The organism is Pseudomonas synxantha BG33R (assembly GCF_000263715.2).
In the GTDB taxonomy this organism is placed as follows: Bacteria; Pseudomonadota; Gammaproteobacteria; order Pseudomonadales; family Pseudomonadaceae; genus Aquipseudomonas; species Aquipseudomonas synxantha_A.
In genome coordinates, this window is record NZ_CM001514.1 from 6,110,291 (window position 1) to 6,129,182 (window position 18,892).

18 protein-coding genes and 1 pseudogene are annotated in these 18,892 nt (G+C 60.8%); 9 read left to right on the plus strand and 10 right to left on the minus strand.

Annotated features, from left to right (window positions below):
• Positions 1-102: 102 nt before the first annotated feature.
• The 3 genes from alr to dadA form a co-directional block, all read right to left on the minus strand.
• A complete protein-coding gene (gene alr / locus PSEBG33_RS00810) occupies positions 103-1,176 on the minus strand; it encodes an alanine racemase (protein WP_005792469.1) in 1,074 nt (357 codons plus the stop codon).
• 78 nt (positions 1,177-1,254) lie between these two features.
• Complete coding sequence (locus PSEBG33_RS00805) at positions 1,255-1,608, minus strand: RidA family protein (protein ID WP_005792470.1); 354 nt, start codon at positions 1,606-1,608, stop codon at positions 1,255-1,257.
• Entirely contained in the window at positions 1,580-2,881 is a 1,302-nt protein-coding gene (gene dadA, locus PSEBG33_RS00800; RefSeq protein WP_005792471.1) for a D-amino acid dehydrogenase, read from the minus strand. The genes PSEBG33_RS00805 and dadA overlap by 29 nt, the downstream gene beginning before the upstream one ends.
• 156 nt (positions 2,882-3,037) lie before the next feature.
• Here dadA and PSEBG33_RS00795 point away from each other — a divergent pair, with 156 nt between their 5' ends.
• Entirely contained in the window at positions 3,038-3,526 is a 489-nt protein-coding gene (locus PSEBG33_RS00795) for an Lrp/AsnC ligand binding domain-containing protein (RefSeq protein ID WP_003176896.1), read from the plus strand.
• 5 nt (positions 3,527-3,531) lie between these two features.
• On the opposite strand, the gene PSEBG33_RS00790 is transcribed toward PSEBG33_RS00795, so the two are convergent.
• The gene (locus PSEBG33_RS00790) at positions 3,532-3,885 is read right to left on the minus strand and encodes a YkgJ family cysteine cluster protein (protein WP_005792472.1); all 354 of its coding nucleotides are present in this window, start codon (positions 3,883-3,885) and stop codon (positions 3,532-3,534) included.
• Between the two features lie 115 nt (positions 3,886-4,000).
• Between PSEBG33_RS00790 and PSEBG33_RS00785 the strand changes: the two genes are divergently transcribed.
• Entirely contained in the window at positions 4,001-5,293 is a 1,293-nt protein-coding gene (locus PSEBG33_RS00785; protein ID WP_005792473.1) for an NAD(P)/FAD-dependent oxidoreductase, read from the plus strand.
• Here PSEBG33_RS00785 and PSEBG33_RS00780 read toward each other — a convergent pair whose 3' ends face one another.
• Positions 5,294-5,518, minus strand: coding sequence for a DUF1127 domain-containing protein (locus PSEBG33_RS00780; RefSeq protein ID WP_005792474.1), 225 nt, complete (start codon positions 5,516-5,518; stop codon positions 5,294-5,296).
• 166 nt (positions 5,519-5,684) lie between these two features.
• Here PSEBG33_RS00780 and PSEBG33_RS00775 point away from each other — a divergent pair, with 166 nt between their 5' ends.
• Both PSEBG33_RS00775 and PSEBG33_RS00770 read left to right on the plus strand, forming a co-directional pair.
• Positions 5,685-7,109, plus strand: a complete 1,425-nt coding sequence (locus tag PSEBG33_RS00775; protein ID WP_005792475.1) for a PLP-dependent aminotransferase family protein — start codon at positions 5,685-5,687, stop codon at positions 7,107-7,109.
• A gap of 62 nt (positions 7,110-7,171) precedes the next feature.
• Positions 7,172-8,740, plus strand: a complete 1,569-nt coding sequence (locus tag PSEBG33_RS00770) for a phospholipase D family protein (protein WP_087945296.1) — start codon at positions 7,172-7,174, stop codon at positions 8,738-8,740.
• Positions 8,741-8,752: 12 nt separating this feature from the next.
• On the opposite strand, the gene PSEBG33_RS00765 is transcribed toward PSEBG33_RS00770, so the two are convergent.
• Complete coding sequence (locus PSEBG33_RS00765; protein ID WP_005792477.1) at positions 8,753-9,895, minus strand: MFS transporter; 1,143 nt, start codon at positions 9,893-9,895, stop codon at positions 8,753-8,755.
• Between the two features lie 162 nt (positions 9,896-10,057).
• Positions 10,058-11,551 (minus strand): aldehyde dehydrogenase, encoded by a 1,494-nt coding sequence (locus tag PSEBG33_RS00760; protein ID WP_005792478.1) that lies wholly within the window; start codon positions 11,549-11,551, stop codon positions 10,058-10,060.
• Positions 11,552-11,781: 230 nt separating this feature from the next.
• On the opposite strand from PSEBG33_RS00760, the gene PSEBG33_RS00755 reads away from it, so the two are divergent.
• Positions 11,782-12,144, plus strand: a complete 363-nt coding sequence (locus PSEBG33_RS00755) for a cupin domain-containing protein (protein ID WP_005792479.1) — start codon at positions 11,782-11,784, stop codon at positions 12,142-12,144.
• Between the two features lie 71 nt (positions 12,145-12,215).
• Here PSEBG33_RS00755 and rpmG read toward each other — a convergent pair whose 3' ends face one another.
• Both rpmG and rpmB read right to left on the minus strand, forming a co-directional pair.
• A complete protein-coding gene (gene rpmG / locus PSEBG33_RS00750) occupies positions 12,216-12,371 on the minus strand; it encodes a 50S ribosomal protein L33 (protein WP_003176906.1) in 156 nt (51 codons plus the stop codon).
• 11 nt (positions 12,372-12,382) lie between these two features.
• Positions 12,383-12,616, minus strand: coding sequence for a 50S ribosomal protein L28 (rpmB, locus tag PSEBG33_RS00745; RefSeq protein ID WP_003176907.1), 234 nt, complete (start codon positions 12,614-12,616; stop codon positions 12,383-12,385).
• 458 nt (positions 12,617-13,074) lie between these two features.
• Between rpmB and PSEBG33_RS00740 the strand changes: the two genes are divergently transcribed.
• Positions 13,075-14,667: an ABC transporter substrate-binding protein gene (locus PSEBG33_RS00740; protein WP_005792480.1), complete on the plus strand. Its 1,593-nt coding sequence runs from the start codon at positions 13,075-13,077 to the stop codon at positions 14,665-14,667.
• 57 nt (positions 14,668-14,724) lie between these two features.
• Here PSEBG33_RS00740 and radC read toward each other — a convergent pair whose 3' ends face one another.
• Positions 14,725-15,399, minus strand: coding sequence for a RadC family protein (radC, locus tag PSEBG33_RS00735; RefSeq protein ID WP_005792481.1), 675 nt, complete (start codon positions 15,397-15,399; stop codon positions 14,725-14,727).
• 143 nt (positions 15,400-15,542) lie between these two features.
• On the opposite strand from radC, the gene coaBC reads away from it, so the two are divergent.
• From coaBC to PSEBG33_RS00720, 3 genes and pseudogenes are all read left to right on the plus strand, one after another.
• Positions 15,543-16,751: a bifunctional phosphopantothenoylcysteine decarboxylase/phosphopantothenate--cysteine ligase CoaBC gene (coaBC, locus tag PSEBG33_RS00730; protein WP_005792482.1), complete on the plus strand. Its 1,209-nt coding sequence runs from the start codon at positions 15,543-15,545 to the stop codon at positions 16,749-16,751.
• Positions 16,752-16,756: 5 nt separating this feature from the next.
• Positions 16,757-17,212 (plus strand): dUTP diphosphatase, encoded by a 456-nt coding sequence (gene dut / locus PSEBG33_RS00725; protein WP_005792483.1) that lies wholly within the window; start codon positions 16,757-16,759, stop codon positions 17,210-17,212.
• 254 nt (positions 17,213-17,466) lie between these two features.
• Positions 17,467-18,873 (plus strand): annotated as a pseudogene (locus PSEBG33_RS00720) (phosphomannomutase/phosphoglucomutase); the annotation flags it as partial.
• Positions 18,874-18,892: the final 19 nt, after the last annotated feature.

An 18,892-nucleotide genomic window follows, 5' to 3' on the forward strand; every position in this document is an offset into this window, starting at 1 on the left:
AGGATTCAGGCTTTGTTGTAATTGAGCGTTATCATGGCGACAGCGTTCAGTATTTACAACACTTGGGCCTAAATCCCGGGCAGCTGCATTCGTACCCGGCCATCAAGCGCCGCAATAGAGCCTTGGCACCCGGCGCAGGTTGCAGAAAATCTGGTACGGAATGGTATCGGCAGCAGTGGCGACGTCACTGGCGAGGATGTTCTTGCCCCACAACTCCACGGTTGAGCCAAGGCCCGCTTGGGGTAAGTCGGTGAGGTCGACACACAGCATGTCCATGGACACGCGCCCCAGCAGTTGGCTGCGCTGGCCCGCCACCAGCACCGGCGTACCGGTTGGCGCGTGGCGGGGGTAACCGTCGGCATAGCCCATGGCAACCACTCCGATGCGCATCGGCTTGGGCGTGACAAACCTGGCGCCATAGCCCACGGGTTCGCCAGCCGGCAGTTCGCGTACACAAATGATTTTGGACTCCAGGGTCATCACCGGCTGCAACCGTGCGGCAAAGGCCTGGTCTTCGCCAAATGGCGTTGCGCCGTAGAGCATGATGCCAGGGCGTACCCAGTCGCTGGCCACGCCTGGCCAGCCTAATACAGATGGGGAGTTACGCAGGCTGACTTCGGCAGCCAAGCCTTGGCGAGCTGCTTCGAATACCGTGACTTGTTCGTTGCTGCTGACGCAATCGAGCTCATCGGCGCGGGCAAAATGGCTCATCAACACGATCTTCGCGACTTTGCCGCTGGCCAGCAGGCGCTGGTAAGCCTCTTGATAATCCTTGGGGTGCAAGCCGACACGGTGCATGCCCGAGTCCAGCTTGAGCCACACGGTCAGTGGTTTGCTCAGTTTGGCCTGTTCGATGGCCTCAAGCTGCCACAACGAATGCACCACACACCACAAATCCTGTTCGATGATCAGCGGCAACTCGTCCGCCTCAAAAAAGCCTTCCAGCAACAGCACCGGCGCGCGAATGCCGGCGGCACGCAGTTCCAGGGCTTCCTCGATGCATGCCACGGCAAACCCGTCGGCTTCGGTTTCCAGTGCCTGGGCCACGCGCACGGCACCATGGCCGTAGGCATCCGCCTTGATCACGGCGAGCGCCTTGGCCCCCGTGACTTCACGGGCCAATTGGTAGTTGTGGCGCAGGGCTTGAAGGTCGATCAGGGCACGGGCTGGACGCATGGCGGCAGGCTTCTAGGCAGCAAGGTGAAGAAAAACCGGTGCCGACCAACAACGTCGGCGCCGGGAGAGGGATCGTTGCTAAGGCAGCGCCGCCACGACGGACAGCTCTACCAGGATTTGCGGCTCGCACAATTTGGCTTCAACCGTGGCACGGGCCGGGGCGACGCCTTTGGGCAGCCACTTGTCCCACACCGCGTTCATGCCGGCGAAGTCGGCGTCGATATCCTTCAGGTAGATGGTCACCGACAGCAACCTGGACTTGTCGGTACCGGCCAGGTCCAGTAAACGCTCGATATTGACCAGGGTTTCACGGGTCTGCTGTTCAATCCCGGCACTCAGGTCGTCGCCGACTTGCCCGGCCAGATACACGGTACCGCTGTGAACCACGATCTGGCTCATGCGCTCATTGGTGAGCTGGCGCTGGATTGACATGTTGTGCGGACTCCTGGTGATTGCCATAACGGGAAATATCGAGGCCGGCGGCGCTGATCTGCGGCGTTTTCTTTGCCATCAGGTCGGCCAGCAAACGACCGGAACCACAGGCCATGGTCCAGCCGAGCGTGCCGTGACCGGTATTCAGGAACAGGTTCTTGAATGGGGTGGCACCGACAATCGGCGTGCCGTCGGGCGTGGTCGGGCGCAAGCCGGTCCAGAAACTGGCTTGGGCCAAATCGCCGCCCTGAGGATAAAGGTCGTTGACGATCATCTCCAGGGTTTCACGTCGGCGTGGGTTCAGCGACAGGTCAAAACCGGCTATTTCAGCCATGCCGCCGACACGAATGCGGTTGTCGAAACGGGTGATCGCGACCTTGTAGGTCTCATCGAGAATGGTCGAGGTGGGCGCCATTGCCGGGTTGGTGATCGGTACGGTCAGCGAGTAGCCCTTGAGCGGGTAGACCGGCGCCTTGATCCCCAGTGGCTTGAGCAGCTTCGGCGAGTAACTGCCGAGGGCCAGTACATAGCGGTCGGCGGTTTCCAGCTTGCCGTCGATCCACACACCGTTAATGCGATCACCGGCGTAATCGAGGCGCTGGATGTCCTGCTCGAAACGGAACTCCACGCCCAACTGCCTGCACATCTCGGCCAGGCGCGTGGTGAACATCTGGCAGTCGCCCGTCTGGTCGTTCGGCAGCCGCAAAGCACCGGCGAGGATATCCGTGACGCTGGCCAGGGCCGGTTCAACGCGGGCAATACCGGCGCGATCAAGCAATTCGAACGGCACGCCGGACTCTTTCAACACCGCGATATCCTTGGCGGCACCGTCAAGTTGGGCCTGGGTGCGGAACAGCTGGGTCGTACCGAGGCTGCGGCCTTCGTAGGCAATGCCGGTCTCGGCACGCAATTCGTCGAGGCAGTCGCGGCTGTACTCGGACAGGCGCACCATGCGCTCCTTGTTCACCGCATAGCGGCTGGCCGTGCAGTTGCGCAGCATCTGCGCCATCCACAGGTATTGATCGATATCGGCGGTTGCCTTGATCGCCAGCGGCGCGTGGCGCTGCAGCAACCACTTGATCGCCTTGAGCGGCACACCCGGCGCGGCCCATGGCGAGGCGTAGCCAGGGGACACCTGGCCGGCGTTGGCGAAACTGGTTTCCATGGCAGCGGCAGGCTGACGGTCGACCACCACGACATCGAAGCCGGCCCGCGCCAAATAGTAGGCACTGGTCACCCCAATGACACCGCTACCCAAGACCAGAACGCGCATTTTTATATCCTCATCACGGGCTTAGCCGCTGACGTGTGTTATTCGAGCAATGATGGGCGCAGTGTAAAAAACAATCACCAGTGCATTTCACTATATAAATGCCTATATTTGGCGACAATTCTTGGCAAAAACCCTTTTCACAGAGGCGTATCCCCTATGCGTACCAACACCCAGACCAAGCGGGAGCTGGACAAGATCGACCGCAATATCCTGCGCATCCTGCAAACCGACGGGCGCATTTCGTTCACGGAGCTGGGGGAAAAGGTCGGGCTGTCCACCACTCCCTGTACCGAGCGGGTGCGGCGCCTGGAGCGCGAAGGGATCATCATGGGCTACAACGCGCGGCTCAACCCGCAGCATTTGAAAGGCAGCCTGCTGGTATTTGTCGAGATCAGCCTGGATTACAAGTCTGGCGACACCTTTGAAGAGTTTCGCCGCGCCGTGCTGAAACTGCCTCATGTGCTGGAGTGCCACTTGGTATCAGGGGACTTCGACTACCTGGTGAAAGCGCGCATTTCGGAGATGGCTTCGTACCGCAAGTTGCTCGGCGATATCCTGCTCAAGTTGCCCCATGTGCGCGAATCCAAGAGCTATATCGTGATGGAAGAGGTGAAGGAGAGCCTGAACCTGCCGATCCCCGATTGACTCAGTCAGACCAGCACTTGCCGGGTACTCGCCATGTACTCGTGGATCTGCTTCTCGACCCGCGGATGAATCAGCTCAACCGGTCGGCGCCCATTGGGGCATGGCAAGGTCTTGGTGGTGCCAAACAGGCGACAGATCAGTGGCCGCTCGTCATACACCGTGCACCCATGGGGCCCCAGGTGCACGCAGTTCAGCTCATCCATGGCGGCCTCCTGCTCGGCGGCCGTCTTGCGTGGCAGGCGCGACATTTCCTCAGGCGAAGTGGTCACCGGCCCACAGCAGTCATGGCAACCCGGAACACATTCAAATGAAGGAATCTGTCTGCGCAGCGCGCTGACTTTCTGACTGTTGCAACTCATCGAAACACATACCCAACGGCGAATAGGCGTGGATTCTGACGCAAAACGCAGCGCGCAGACAGCTTCATCGGACCGCTGTATCCTGCGTCAAATTTTCCAAACAGGGAGGCTCCCCATGACCGCCAGCGCCCGGCATACCGCGTCCTACTACGCCGCCAGCAGCGTGCCGCACCCCGAATACCCGGCGTTGACAGGCGAGCTGCGCGCCGATGTATGCGTGATTGGCGCAGGGTATTCCGGGCTCAACACGGCTTTGGAGCTGGCCGAGCGCGGCTTCAGCGTGGTGGTGCTGGAAGCACGCAGAATCGGCTGGGGCGCCAGCGGGCGTAATGGCGGCCAGTTGATTCGCGGCGTCGGCCACGGGCTGGATCAGTTCGCGTCCGTGATCGGCAGTGACGGCGTGCGCCAGATGAAGCTGATGGGGCTGGAAGCCGTGGAGATCGTGCGTGAACGCGTAGAACGCTTCCAGATTCCCTGCGACCTGACCTGGGGCTACTGCGACCTGGCCAACAAACCCCGTGATTTGCAGGGCCTGGCGCAAGATGCCGAAGAACTGCGCAGCCTGGGCTACCGCCACGAGGTTCGCCTGCTGCAAGCCAGCCAGATGAGCAGCGTGATCGGCTCCGAGCGCTATGTGGGCGGCATGATCGACATGGGCTCTGGTCACCTGCACCCACTGAACCTGGCGCTGGGCGAGGCGGCCGCCGCGCAGCAGTTGGGCGTGAAGTTGTTCGAGCAGTCTGAAGTGACGCGCATCGACTACGGCCCCGACGTCAAGGTGCACACCGCCCAGGGCCACGTACGTGCCAAGACCCTGGTGCTGTGCTGCAACGCCTACCTGAATGGGCTCAACCCGCAGTTGAGTGGCAAGGTACTACCGGCCGGCAGCTACATCATCGCCACCGAGCCCTTGAGTGAAGCGCAAGCGACCCGCCTGCTGCCGCAGAACATGGCCGTGTGTGACCAGCGCGTGACGGTAGACTACTTCCGCCTGTCCGCCGACCGCCGCCTGTTGTTCGGCGGCGCCTGCCACTATTCCGGACGCGACCCCAAGGATATCGGCGCCTATATGCGACCGAAAATGTTGCAGGTATTCCCGCAACTGGCCGACGTGAAGATCGACTACCAGTGGGGCGGCATGATCGGCATCGGCGCCAACCGCCTGCCGCAGATCGGCCGGTTGGCGGATCAACCCAATGTGTATTACGCCCAGGCTTACGCGGGTCATGGCCTGAATGCCACGCACCTTGCGGGCAGGTTGCTCGGCGAAGCCATCAGCGGCCAGCAACAGGGGCGTTTCGACCTGTTCGCTCAGGTGCCGCACATCACCTTCCCCGGTGGCAAACACTTGCGTTCACCGCTGCTGGCGCTAGGGATGCTCTGGCACCGCCTCAAAGAACTGGTCTGATCAACTGCGCCAGAACGGCTTCAAGCCTTCCTGGCGCGCCTGTTCAGCGGTCAAACCCACGTCCAGCAGCTGCTCGCGGGTCAGCGTAAGCAACGCCTTGCGCGTGTGACGACGGTGCCAGAACAGGCTCCAGCGGCTGCCGACAGGCGCAGTCGTTGCCCGCTCCTGCCCTGCTTCCAGTTCTTGGCTGTGTAGCGCCAGCCGCACATCGCTCATGCCGTTCATTTTGCTGCCCCTCGTTGGCTTGTTGCCTTGAGTGACTAGGATGGGGGCACGGGCAAAACCATTACAGATCCAGCCTGTTTTTATTAAATCCATACAGATACTGCCTATGGACGGCTGAATCCTGTATTTTCCCTCTATCTGTACTGGTCTATCAGGAGCGGCCGCCATGACCCTTTACGTCAACCTCGCTGAATTGCTCGGCACTCGCATCGAACAAGGCTTCTATCGCCCCGGCGATCGCTTGCCCTCGGTGCGAGCCTTGAGCGTGGAGCACGGGGTCAGCCTGAGCACCGTGCAGCAGGCCTATCGGTTGCTGGAAGACAACGGCCTGGCGATGCCCAAGCCCAAGTCCGGTTACTTTGTACCCGCCGGTCGCGAGCTGCCGGCCCTGCCCGAGATAGGCCGCCCGGCCCAACGACCGGTAGAGATCTCCCAGTGGGACCAGGTGCTTGAGCTGATTCGCGCGGTACCCCGCAAAGACGTCATACAGATGGGCCGTGGTATGCCAGATGTATTGTCACCCACCCTGAAACCTTTGCTGCGCAGCCTGGCGCGGGTGAGTCGGCGCCAGGATCTGCCGGGCCTGTATTACGACAACATCCTTGGCTGTATGGAATTGCGCGAGCAAATCGCTCGACTGTCGCTGGACTCCGGCTGCCAACTGACCGCTGAAGACATTGTGATCACCACCGGCTGCCATGAGGCGCTGTCGGCCAGCATCCGGGCGATCTGCGAGCCCGGCGATATTGTTGCGGTGGACTCGCCCAGCTTCCACGGCGCCATGCAGACCCTCAAGGGCCTGGGCATGAAAGCCCTGGAAATCCCCACCGACCCGATCACCGGCATTAGCCTGGAAGCGCTGGAACTGGCGCTGGAACAGTGGCCGATCAAAGTCATCCAGCTCACGCCCAACTGCAACAACCCGTTGGGCTACATCATGCCGGAGGCGCGCAAACGCGCACTGCTGACACTCGCGCAGCGCTATGACGTGGCAATCATCGAAGACGATGTGTATGGCGAACTGGCCTACAGCTACCCACGCCCTCGCACCATTAAATCCTTCGATGACGATGGCCGCGTGCTGCTCTGCAGCTCATTCTCGAAAACCCTGGCACCCGGGTTACGCATTGGCTGGGTCGCGCCAGGGCGCTACCTGGACCGGGTGTTGCACATGAAATACATCAGCACCGGCTCTACCGCCACCCAGCCGCAGATTGCGATTGCCGAATTTCTCAAAAACGGCCATTTCGAACCGCATTTGCGCCGGATGCGCACGCAATACCAGCGCAATCGCGACTTGATGCTCGACTGGGTGAGCCGCTACTTCCCGGCAGGCACGCGCGCCAGTCGGCCCCAAGGCAGCTTCCTGCTGTGGATCGAACTCCCGGAGGGCTTCGACACCTTGAAGCTCAATCGCGTGTTGGTGGAGCAAGGCGTACAAGTGGCCGTAGGCAGCATCTTTTCTGCCTCCGGCAAGTACCGTAACTGCCTGCGAATGAACTACGCCGCCAAGCCAACCCCGCAGATTGAAGAAGCGGTGCGCAAGGTCGGCGCCGCCGCGCTCAAAATGCTGGCAGAGACGCTGCACTGACCTTTCGCCGGAAAAGGCCGTCATATATCGATAACCGCCCCGACCTGGAAGCAGCTCCCTTGATAATTCGACGGCTATTACCGTTTTTGCTGTTGGGCACCTTGGCCCTGGGCGGCTGCGCCACGGTCGACTCACCGCGTATTCCCAGCGATGCCCTGCCGGCGAACGGCTCCTCGTTCGGGCGCTCGATCCAGGCCCAGGCGGCGCCGCACCAGGGGCGCTCGGGTTTTCGCTTGCTGCCCAACAGCAGTGAAGCCTTCATGGCTCGCGCCGAGCTGATCCGCAACGCCCAATCCAGCCTCGATTTGCAGTACTACATCGTTCACGACGGCATCAGCACGCGTATGCTCGTGGACGAACTGCTCAAGGCCGCCGACCGCGGCGTGCGTGTGCGCATCCTGCTGGACGACACCACCAGCGACGGCCTCGACCAGGTCATCGCCACCCTCGCCGCCCACCCCAAAATCGAAATTCGCCTGTTCAACCCCCTGCATTTGGGCCGCAGCACCGGCGTTACACGCGCCATGGGCCGTGTATTCAACCTGTCGCTGCAACATCGGCGCATGCACAACAAACTGTGGCTGGCGGATAACAGCGTGGCCATTGTGGGCGGGCGCAATCTGGGGGACGAATATTTCGACGCCGAGCCCAACCTGAACTTCACCGATATCGACATGCTCAGCGTCGGACCGGTGGCAGAGCAACTGGGTCACAGTTTCGATCAGTACTGGAACAGCGCACTGAGCAAACCTATTGATGAGTTTGTCTCGAAGATGCCCTCCAAAATCGATCTGGCCGTCGCCCGCGGGCGCCTGGAAGCTTCATTGGCGCAATCGCGTCAGCAGAACCACGCGCTGTATAACCGCCTGCGTACCTATCAGACCCAACCCCGTATGGACATCTGGCGCCGTGAGCTGATCTGGGCCTGGAACCAGGCGCTGTGGGACGCACCGAGCAAGGTGCTGGCCAAGGCTGATCCGGACCCGCAGTTGCTGCTCACCACCCAATTGGCCCCGGAGCTGGAAGGGGTCAGCCGTGAACTGATCATGATTTCGGCGTACTTCGTTCCGGGGTCGCCCGGGCTGGTGTACCTGACGGGTCGGGCCGATGCAGGGGTGTCGGTGAGCTTGCTGACCAACTCCCTTGAAGCCACTGACGTACCGGCCGTGCACGGCGGTTACGCGCCCTATCGCAAGGCATTGCTGGAGCATGGGGTCAAACTTTATGAGCTGCGCCGACAACCAGGCGACCCCAGTGCCAGCAGTGGCCCGCACCTGTTTCGTCGCGGCAGCCTCTACGGCTCCGATTCGAGCCTGCACAGCAAGGCAATGATCTTTGATCGCGAGAAGTCATTTATCGGCTCGTTCAATTTCGACCCGCGTTCGGTGCTGTGGAACACCGAAGTCGGCGTACTGGTGGACAGCCCAGAACTGGCGGAGCATGTGCGTAACCTGGCGCTGGAAGGTATGGCGCCGACGCTGAGCTACGAGGCGAAATTGCAGGATGGCAATGTGGTGTGGGTCACCGAGGACAACGGGCAATTGCACACCCTGACCCGCGAGCCCGGCAGTTGGTGGCGCCGTTTCAATGCCTGGTTCGCCACGTCAGTTGGCCTGGAACGCATGCTTTAAGACCAAAGAAGTTCAGGCAGGCTGCGCTGCTCCAAACGCCCCTTGGCGCAGCAACAGCACCACCAGCCCCAACGCCCCCGCCGCCATCAGCAATGGCAGTGCATGACCGCTGACCCATTGGCTGCCCGCACCCGCCACCAGCGGCCCGATCAGGCAACCAATGCCCCACAGCTGCGCCACGTGGGCGTTGGCACGCACCAACGCATCATCACGGTAGCGCTCGCCAATCAAAATCAGCGACAGGGTAAACAACCCACCCGCGCTGGCGCCGAACAGCACCCACACCGGCCAGATCAGCAGTGTGTGCATCAACAACGGCACCGCCAGGCTCGACGCCAGCAACAGCAGCGCACACCCCAGGAACAACGTGCGGCGCGGCAAATAGTCGGCCAGGGCGCCGATGGGCAATTGCAGCAGCGCATCACCCACGACCACTGTGCTGACCATCGCCAAGGCAATCTCGGCAGTGAAGCCCTGTTGCAGGCAGTACACCGGCAACAGCGTCAGAATCATCGCTTCGAATGCGGCGAATAACGCCACCGCCCAGGCAATCGCCGGCAAGCTCAGGCAAAAGCGCCACAGCTCGCTGAACGTGACGCTGAACGCATCAGCCGTCGGCGCCCCGGATCGCCCCAGCAACAGCAGCGGCGCCACTACCAAAAGGCCGACGCCCACCCAGAACCCGTAATCATGATCGGTGCCCATCAGGCCCAGCAGCAAGGGTCCCGACAGCTGGCTCAAGGCATAAGTGCAGCCATACAGCGCCACCAAGCGGCCGCGCCACTGCTCGACCACCAGTTGGTTGATCCAGCTTTCACCCAGAATAAATACGATGGTCAGGATCACCCCGATCATCAACCGCAGCACCAGCCACACCGGGTAGCTGGGCAGGATCGCCAGCAAACCGATAGACAGCGCCCCGGCCCACAGGCACAGGCGCATCAAGTTGGCAGTGCCGAGCCAGGACGCCATTCGGCTGGAGACTTTGGCACCCAGCAATACGCCGAACGCCGGCATCGCCGCCATCACGCCAATGGCGAAGCTGCCGTAGCCCCAGCCTTCAAGACGCAGGGATACCAACGGCATGCTCACGCCCAAGGCCAGGCCAACGCTGAGTACCGAGGCCAGGACGGCGAAATAAGTCGCCCAACGCATTGCCACGCTCCTGTGGATAAATTTTCGATTGTGCAAAACGAACTGTAGGAGCGAGCTTGCTCGCGAAAAACGTTAACGATGACGCGTTCATGCTGGATAAACGCGGCGCCTTCAAGTTCTTCGCGAGCAAGCTCGCTCCTACGGGAGGATCAGCAGTGCTGCTTAGAGTTTGATCCAGGTCGCCTTCAGCTCGGTGTACTTGTCGAACGCATGCAGCGACTTGTCGCGGCCATTACCCGACTGCTTGAAACCACCAAACGGTGCGGTCATGTCGCCGCCGTCGTACTGGTTAACCCAGACGCTGCCGGCACGCAGGGCCTTGGCCGTCAGGTGCGCCTTGGAGATATCCGCCGTCCATACCGCTGCGGCCAGGCCGTATTGGGTGTCGTTGGCAATGGCGATGGCTTCTTCGGCGCTGTCGAAAGTGAGCACCGACAGGACCGGGCCAAAGATCTCTTCCTGAGCGATCTTCATGGCATTGGTCACGCCATCGAAAATAGTTGGCTCGACGTAGGTGCCACCGGTTTCTTCCAGTGTGCGCTTACCGCCAGCGACCAGTTTGGCACCGTCGGCATGACCGGACTCAATGTAGGACAGCACGTTATTCATCTGCTGCGTATCCACCAGCGCACCCACGTTGGTGGCTGGGTCCAGTGGGTTGCCCGGCTTCCAGCCTTTGAGCGCCTCGATCACCAGCGGCAGGAAGGTGTCCTTGATGGAACGCTCCACGAGCAGGCGCGAACCGGCAGTGCAGACTTCACCCTGGTTGAAGGCGATGGCACTGGCCGCAGATTCGGCGGCGGCTTGCAGATCCGGCGCATCGGCAAACACGATATTAGGGCTCTTGCCGCCCGCCTCCAGCCACACACGCTTCATGTTCGATTCGCCGGAGCGGATCAACAGTTGCTTGGCGATCTTGGTGGAGCCAGTGAACACCAACGTATCCACGTCCATATGCACCGCCAGGGCGTTACCCACCGTGTGGCCATAGCCTGGCAATACGTTGAACACGCCTTTTGGAATGCCGGCTTCGACGGCCAGGGCGGCGATACGGATGGCGGTCAGCGGGGATTTTTCGGACGGTTTGAGGATCACCGAGTTACCGGTGGACAACGCCGGGCCGAGTTTCCAGCAGGCCATCATCAATGGGAAGTTCCACGGCACGATAGCGCCGACCACGCCGACTGGCTCGCGGGTCACCAGGCCCAGTTGATCATGAGGGGTGGCCGCGACTTCGTCGTAGATCTTGTCGATTGCCTCACCGCTCCAGCTCAGGGCATTTGCCGCACCGGGAACGTCGATGTTCAGGGAGTCGCTGATCGGCTTGCCCATGTCCAGGGTTTCAAGCAGTGCCAACTCTTCGGCATTGGCCTTGAGCAGCGCGGCGAAACGGATCATGGTGGCTTTGCGCTTGGCCGGCGCCAGGCGCGACCAGACACCGGAATTAAAGGTGGCGCGGGCGTTTTCCACGGCGCCCTGGGCGTCAGCCGCGTCACAGCTGGCGACAGTGGCCAGCAGACGACCGTCTACCGGGCTGATGCATTCGAAGGTGTCACCGGAAACGGCGGCGGTGTATTCGCCATTGATGTAGGCGCGGCCTTCGATCTTCAGATCCTTGGCGCGTTGTTCCCAGTCGGCACGGGTCAGGGTGGTCATGCGAGTGTCCTCCTCTTATTGAATAGAGGGCCAGGCGGGTGTCCCCCCGGCAGCCTCAAAGAATTCTTGCCCGCCAGCCAGCTGTTCGGCGCAAGGCAGCTGCCACCCTAAACCAGCGGCTGGGGATGTTTCAATATATTTGACATAACGGCGGTAAACGCCCTTGCGATGTTCATTTTAATAAACATAGACTTTGGGCTCTCCAACCGCAGGCCAGACGGGACACGCACATGAGCATCCAGGATATCGTCGACTTCAGCCAAGCCAGCACAGCCCCCGAACGCTACCGCCCTGCTGCAGAAAAAATCCTCAAGGGCGATCCCGAGCAAACGATCTACAACCACTACAACAGCCCGTGTGGCCAGATGAATGCAGGGGTATGGGAAGGTGAAGTCGGGCAGTGGAAGGTCAACTACACCGAGCATGAATACTGCGAAATTGTGCAGGGGGTTTCCGTGCTGCGTGACGCCGAGGGAAACGCCAAGACCTTGCGCGCCGGCGACCGCTTCGTGATCCCCGCTGGCTTCAAGGGCACCTGGGAAGTGCTGGAAGCGTGCCGCAAGATCTACGTGGTGTTCGAGCAGAAAGCCTGATCAGCAAATCCCAGGCAAAAAAAAGCCCGCATCGTGAGATACGGGCTTTTTTTCACAAGGAAGAAAATCAATTACTTGATTTTGCCTTCTTTGTAGATCACGTGCTTGCGAACGCGCGGGTCGAACATTTTCTTTTCGAGCTTGTCCGGGGTAGTACGCTTGTTCTTGTCGGTAGTGTAGAAGTGACCAGTACCGGCGCTAGAGATCATTCGAATCAATTCACGCATGATAGAGCTCCTTAGATCTTGCCGGCGGCGCGGATTTCGGCCAGCACGACAGTGATGCCACGCTTGTCGATAATACGCATGCCTTTGGCAGATACACGCAGGCGAACAAAACGTTTCTCTTCTTCAACCCAGAAGCGGTGATGCTGCAGGTTCGGCAGGAAACGACGACGGGTTTTGTTATTTGCGTGGGAAATGTTATTCCCAGTCACCGGACCCTTACCGGTAACTTGACAGACTCTCGACATGCCTCAGCCCTCTAAAACCACATGCCCAACCCGGCATGGGTTGGCCGCTTAATCTCTCAGTCATTTGGCGCCAGGCGCCGCGTTTCTTTAGGGTCTTACCGGCTACACCTACAAGCGAAGGAACCGGGCCCCTAGAAAAGAGCGCTGCTTTATACCAGAAAGACCCCAGTGCAACAACAGCCCGTGTGTTTTTACCAGCGTAAATCTTGGTGCCGGACGCCCGAACCGCTGCCAGTAGGGGCCGCTGTAACAGCTGACCGCTCGTCGCACAGAATGATTTACAGCGCCCGCAGGCACAGGGAAGTGCACGGCGAAACGCGCTGAGGCGCCATCAAAACAGCATTTTGGCCAAAAGCACAGGCAAAAATGGGCTAGTCATTTATCAATCAGACCTCTACGGTAGGCTTTTTCCAGACTGCACTCGCAGATGGGCCTTCGATCTGCACAGGAAACCGAATATGCGCCTCGCTGCCCTACCACTACTGCTTGCCCCCTTCTTTATCGCACCGATGGCCGTTGCAGCCACCAACTTGAGCGTCTGCACCGAGGCCAGCCCCGAAGGGTTCGATGTGGTGCAGTACAACTCGCTGACCACCACCAACGCCTCGGCGGACGTGCTGATGAACCGCCTGGTGAACTTTGATGCGGCCAGCGGCAAGCTGGTACCGAGCCTGGCAGACAGCTGGGAAGTTTCCCCCGATGGTCTGACCTACACCTTCAAGCTGCACCCGGGCGTGAAATTTCACCGTACCGATTATTTCAGCCCAAGTCGCACGCTGACCGCCGAAGACGTGCGCTTCAGCTTCGAGCGCATGCTCGATCCGGCCAACCCGTGGCACAAGATCGCCCAGAGCGGCTTCCCCCACGCCCAGTCCCTGCAATTGCCGGCACTGGTCAAGAAGATCGATGCCCTCGATCCGCTGACGGTGCGTTTCACCCTCGACCACGCCGACTCCACCTTCCTCCCGGCGTTGAGCATGGGCTTTGCCTCGATTTACCCGGCTGAATATGCCGACAAACTGCTCAAGGCCGGCACGCCTGAGAAACTCAACAGTCAGCCCATCGGCACCGGCCCGTTCGTGTTCGTGCGCTTCCAGAAAGACGCCGTGGTGCGCTACAAGGCCAACCCGGACTATTTCGCGGGCAAACCGGCTGTGGATAACTTGATCTTTGCCATCACCCCGGACGCCAACGTACGGTTGCAGAAACTGCATCGCAACGAATGTCAGATTGCCCTGTCACCCAAGCCCCTGGATGTAGGCGAAGCCGAAAAAGACCCGGCGCTGAAGGTGGAAAAAACCGCTGCCTTCATGACCGCTTTCGTCGCCATCAACAGCCAGCACCCACCGCTGGACAAACCCGAAGTACGCCAGGCGATCAACCTGGCCTTTGACAAGGGCAGCTACCTCAAGGCCGTCTTCGAGGGCACCGCCGAAGCAGCCAACGGTGTGTACCCGCCCAATACCTGGAGCTATGCCAAGGATTTGCCAGGCTACCCACAGGATCTGGCCAAGGCCAAGGCGCTGCTGGAACGTGCCGGGCTCAAGGACGGTTTCAAGACCACAATATGGACGCGCCCTACCGGCAGCCTGCTGAACCCCAACCCGAACCTCGGCGCCCAACTGCTACAGGCCGACCTGGCCAAGGTTGGCATCCAGGCTGAAATTCGTGTGATCGAATGGGGCGAATTGATTCGCCGCGCCAAGGCCGGCGAGCACGACTTGCTGTTCATGGGCTGGGCCGGCGACAACGGCGACCCGGACAACTTCCTGACCCCGCAGTTTTCCTGCGCAGCGCTGAAATCCGGCACCAACTTCGCCCGCTACTGCGACCCCGCTCTGGATAAGTTGATCAGTGCCGGCAAGACCACCAGCGAGCAAGGCGTACGCACCAAGCTGTACCAGCAGGCCCAGGCGCAGATCCAGCAGCAGGCGCTGTGGCTGCCGCTGGCGCACCCGACGGCGTTTGCATTGGCGCGCAAGAATGTCGAGGGTTACCAGGTAAGCCCGTTCGGCCGCCAGGATTATTCGAAAATCAGCCTCAAGCCCTAGGGCGCAACCCCCTTCCCTGTGGAGCGAGCTTGTTCGCTCCTACAGGGACAGAGGTGGCTATACCCATCCGTATTCAGCCATCGACAGCGGATCACCATCTCCCACAATGATGTGATCCAGCACCCGCACATCCACCACTTCCAACGCCTTTTGCAGCATTTTGGTCATTCTGCGATCAGATGCACTGGGCTCCGCATTCCCGGAGGGATGGTTGTGGCACAAAATCACCGCTGCCGCGTTATGCGCCAAGGCACGCTTGACCACCTGCCGCGGGTAAACAATCGCAGTGTCGATGGTGCCCTGAAACAACGCCTCGAACCCCAGTACACGATGCTTTGAGTCCAGGAACAGACAGCCGAATATCTCATGAGGCTCATGGCGCAACAGCGCCTTGAGGTATTGACGCACAGCCAGCGGGCTCTCCACTACCGAGTCGGCGCGCAAGCGTTCGGCCAGATGGCGCCGGGACATTTCCAGCACCGCCTGCAATTGGGCGAACTTCGCCGGCCCCAACCCCATATGCTGGCTGAACAGCGTCTGGCTGGCCTCCAACAGCGGGCGCAGGCCGCCAAACTGCACCAGCAGATCACGCGCCAGATCCACCGCACTTCGACCGGAAACTCCAGTACGCAGGAAGATCGCCAACAATTCGGCGTCGGACAGGCTCGCCGCGCCGCCTTCCAACAGCTTCTCCCGTGGACGCTCCGCCACAGGCCAATCACGAATACTCATCCCACCTCCGTCTGTATCTGCTGCGCTGTTGCGCGGCGGACGCTGTGTTATCGTAGGCCCTCTTTTTTGCATGCGATTTCACCTGGGGAGGGGTCATCGCAGGCGTCACTGAACTGGCATCACTGAACTGGAAAGGCAAACCAATGCAGCGTCTGTATCGGAAACGCATCGTTCTCGGCGTCGGCGGCGGCATTGCCGCTTACAAGAGCGCAGAGTTGGTTCGCAGGCTCCTGGACCAGGGCGCGGAAGTGCGCGTGGTCATGACCCGTGGTGGCAGTGAGTTCATCACCCCGTTGACCATGCAGGCCCTGTCCGGCCACCCGGTTCACCTCGACCTGCTGGACCCGGCGGCCGAAGCCGCCATGGGCCATATCGAACTGGCCAAATGGGCCGACCTGGTGCTGATCGCCCCGGCCACCGCCGATCTGATCGCCCGCCTGGCCCAGGGCATCGCCGATGACCTGCTGACCACCCTGGTATTGGCCACCGACGCCACCGTGGCGATCGCCCCGGCCATGAACCAGGCCATGTGGCGCGACCCAGCCACCCAAGCCAATACCCAACTCCTGCAAAGCCGTGGCCTCAAAGTGTTTGGCCCCGCATCCGGCAGCCAGGCCTGTGGCGACGTCGGCATGGGCCGGATGCTCGAAGCCACCGACCTTGCGCTGTGCGCCGCCGATTGCTTCCAGCATCTGGCCCTGACCGGCAAGCACGTGCTGATCACCGCAGGCCCAACCCAGGAAAACATCGACCCGGTGCGCTACATCACCAACCATAGCTCAGGAAAAATGGGCTTTGCGTTGGCAGAAGCTGCGGTCGAGGCAGGCGCACGGGTGACCCTGATCACAGGTCCCGTGCATTTGCCGACCCCTGATCGCGTCACGCGAATCGACGTAGTCAGCGCCCGGGACATGCTGGCGGCCTGTGAAGCCGCCATTCCCTGTGACCTGTTCATCGCCTCGGCAGCGGTTGCGGATTACCGCCCGGAAGTCGTAGCCCCGCAAAAGCTCAAGAAAGACCCTACAAGCGGCGACGGCCTGCTCCTGCAAATGGTGCGCAACCCGGACATTCTGGCCACCATCGCCACCCGTCCGGACCGTCCGTTCAGTGTCGGTTTCGCTGCCGAGACCGAGCACCTTCTGGACTACGCCGCGCGCAAACTGAAAGACAAAAATCTCGACTTGATCGTTGCCAATGATGTCGCCAACCCGAGCATCGGCTTCAACAGCGAGGAAAATGCCTGCAGCGTGATCGACCGCGAGCTGCACGCCACCCTTTTCGCCCAGACCAGCAAGGGCAAGATTGCCCGCCAACTGATCTCTTTTATCGCCCAACGGCTGAACCAGGTTTAATTTTCATGCACGCTTTGCAAGCCAAGATCCTCGACCCCCGCATCGGCAACGAATTCCCCCTGCCGGCCTACGCCACACCAGGCTCCGCCGGCCTGGACCTGCGCGCCATGCTCAAGGAGGACACCATCCTTGAGCCGGGCCAGACCATCCTGATCCCGACCGGCCTGTCGATCTATGTCGGCGACCCGGGCCTGGCGGCGCTGATCCTGCCGCGCTCCGGCCTGGGCCACAAACACGGCATCGTGCTCGGCAACCTGGTCGGCCTGATCGACTCCGACTACCAGGGTGAGCTGATGGTCTCGTGCTGGAACCGTGGCCAGACTGCTTTCAACATCGCCGTCGGCGAGCGCATCGCCCAACTGGTCCTGGTGCCGGTGGTGCAGGCGCATTTTGAATTGGTGCAGGAATTCGACGAAACCCAACGCGGCGCAGGCGGTTTTGGGCATTCCGGCAGTCACTGACTAAGCTGAACGTGGCCGGATGCAATCGTCCGGCCACGCGCCACCGCCCGGCTTTTCAGGATGAAGAATGCGCGGAAATAATCATCGAGATTTCTCCAATGAAATCAAAGGACTACGTAAAAATAATGCTAGCGCCAATGCGCCGATGGCATTTTTACACCACGAACTCTCTGCCGAAAACGCCGTCATACCCTTCAGTTTGAGCCTGCCGGCCAGCCACATCAGGCCCGCCTTGCCCCCTTTCAGATGGAGTTTCCCCCGCGATGAGTACCGCAGCCCGCGTAGCCCCGACCTTTCCCGACAGCATTTTTCGCGCCTATGACATTCGTGGCGTGGTACCCAAGACCCTGACCGCCGAAACCGCCTATTGGATCGGCCGCGCCATCGGTTCGCAGAGCCTTGCCCAGGGCGAACCCAACGTCTCGGTGGGTCGTGACGGCCGCTTGTCCGGCCCCGAGCTGGTCGAGCAACTGATCCAGGGGCTGGCCGACAGCGGTTGCCATGTCAGCGACGTCGGCCTGGTGCCGACACCCGCGTTGTACTACGCGGCCAACGTACTGGCCGGTAAATCCGGGGTGATGCTCACCGGTAGCCATAACCCTTCGGACTACAACGGCTTCAAGATCGTCATCGCTGGCGATACGCTGGCCAATGAACAGATCCAGGCCCTGCACACCCGCCTGAAGACCAACGACCTGACCAGCGGCACCGGCACCATCACCAAGGTCGACATCCTGCAGCGCTACTCCGATGAAATCACCCGCGACGTCAAGCTCGCGCGCCGCCTCAAAGTGGTGGTGGATTGCGGAAACGGCGCGGCTGGCGTGATTGCCCCGCAATTGCTCGAAGCGCTGAACTGCGAAGTGATCCCGCTGTTCTGCGACGTCGACGGCAACTTCCCCAACCACCACCCGGACCCGGGCAAGCCGGAAAACCTGGTGGACCTGATCGCCAAGGTCAAGGAAGTGGGCGCCGACGTCGGCCTGGCCTTCGATGGCGACGGTGACCGCGTAGGCGTGGTGACCGAAACCGGCGAGATCGTATTCCCCGACCGCCTGCTGATGCTGTTTGCCCGTGACGTCGTGGCGCGCAACCCCAACGCCGAGATCATCTTCGACGTGAAATGCACCCGCCGCCTGACGCCACTGATCAAGGAGTACGGCGGTCGCCCGCTAATGTGGAAGACCGGTCATTCGTTGATCAAAAAGAAAATGAAGGAAACCGGTGCACTATTGGCCGGCGAAATGAGCGGCCACGTCTTCTTCAAGGAGCGCTGGTTCGGGTTTGACGACGGCATTTACAGCGCCGCTCGTCTGCTGGAGATCCTCAGCAAGGAAAAATCCACCGCCGAAGAACTGTTTCAGACCTTCCCGAATGATATTTCTACGCCAGAGATCAATATCCATGTGACCGAGGAGAGCAAATTCAGCATCATTGACGCATTGCACGATGCGCAATGGGGTGAAGGGGCCAACCTGACCTCCATTGATGGTGTGCGAGTCGATTACGCCAAAGGCTGGGGCCTGGTTCGCGCGTCCAACACCACACCGGTGCTGGTCCTGCGTTTCGAGGCGGATACCGAGGCCGAGTTGCAGCGCATCAAGGACGTGTTCCACGCCCAGTTGAAACGTGTTGCCCCTGATCTCCAATTACCGTTCTGATTTTTTGCCCGGAGCCCTG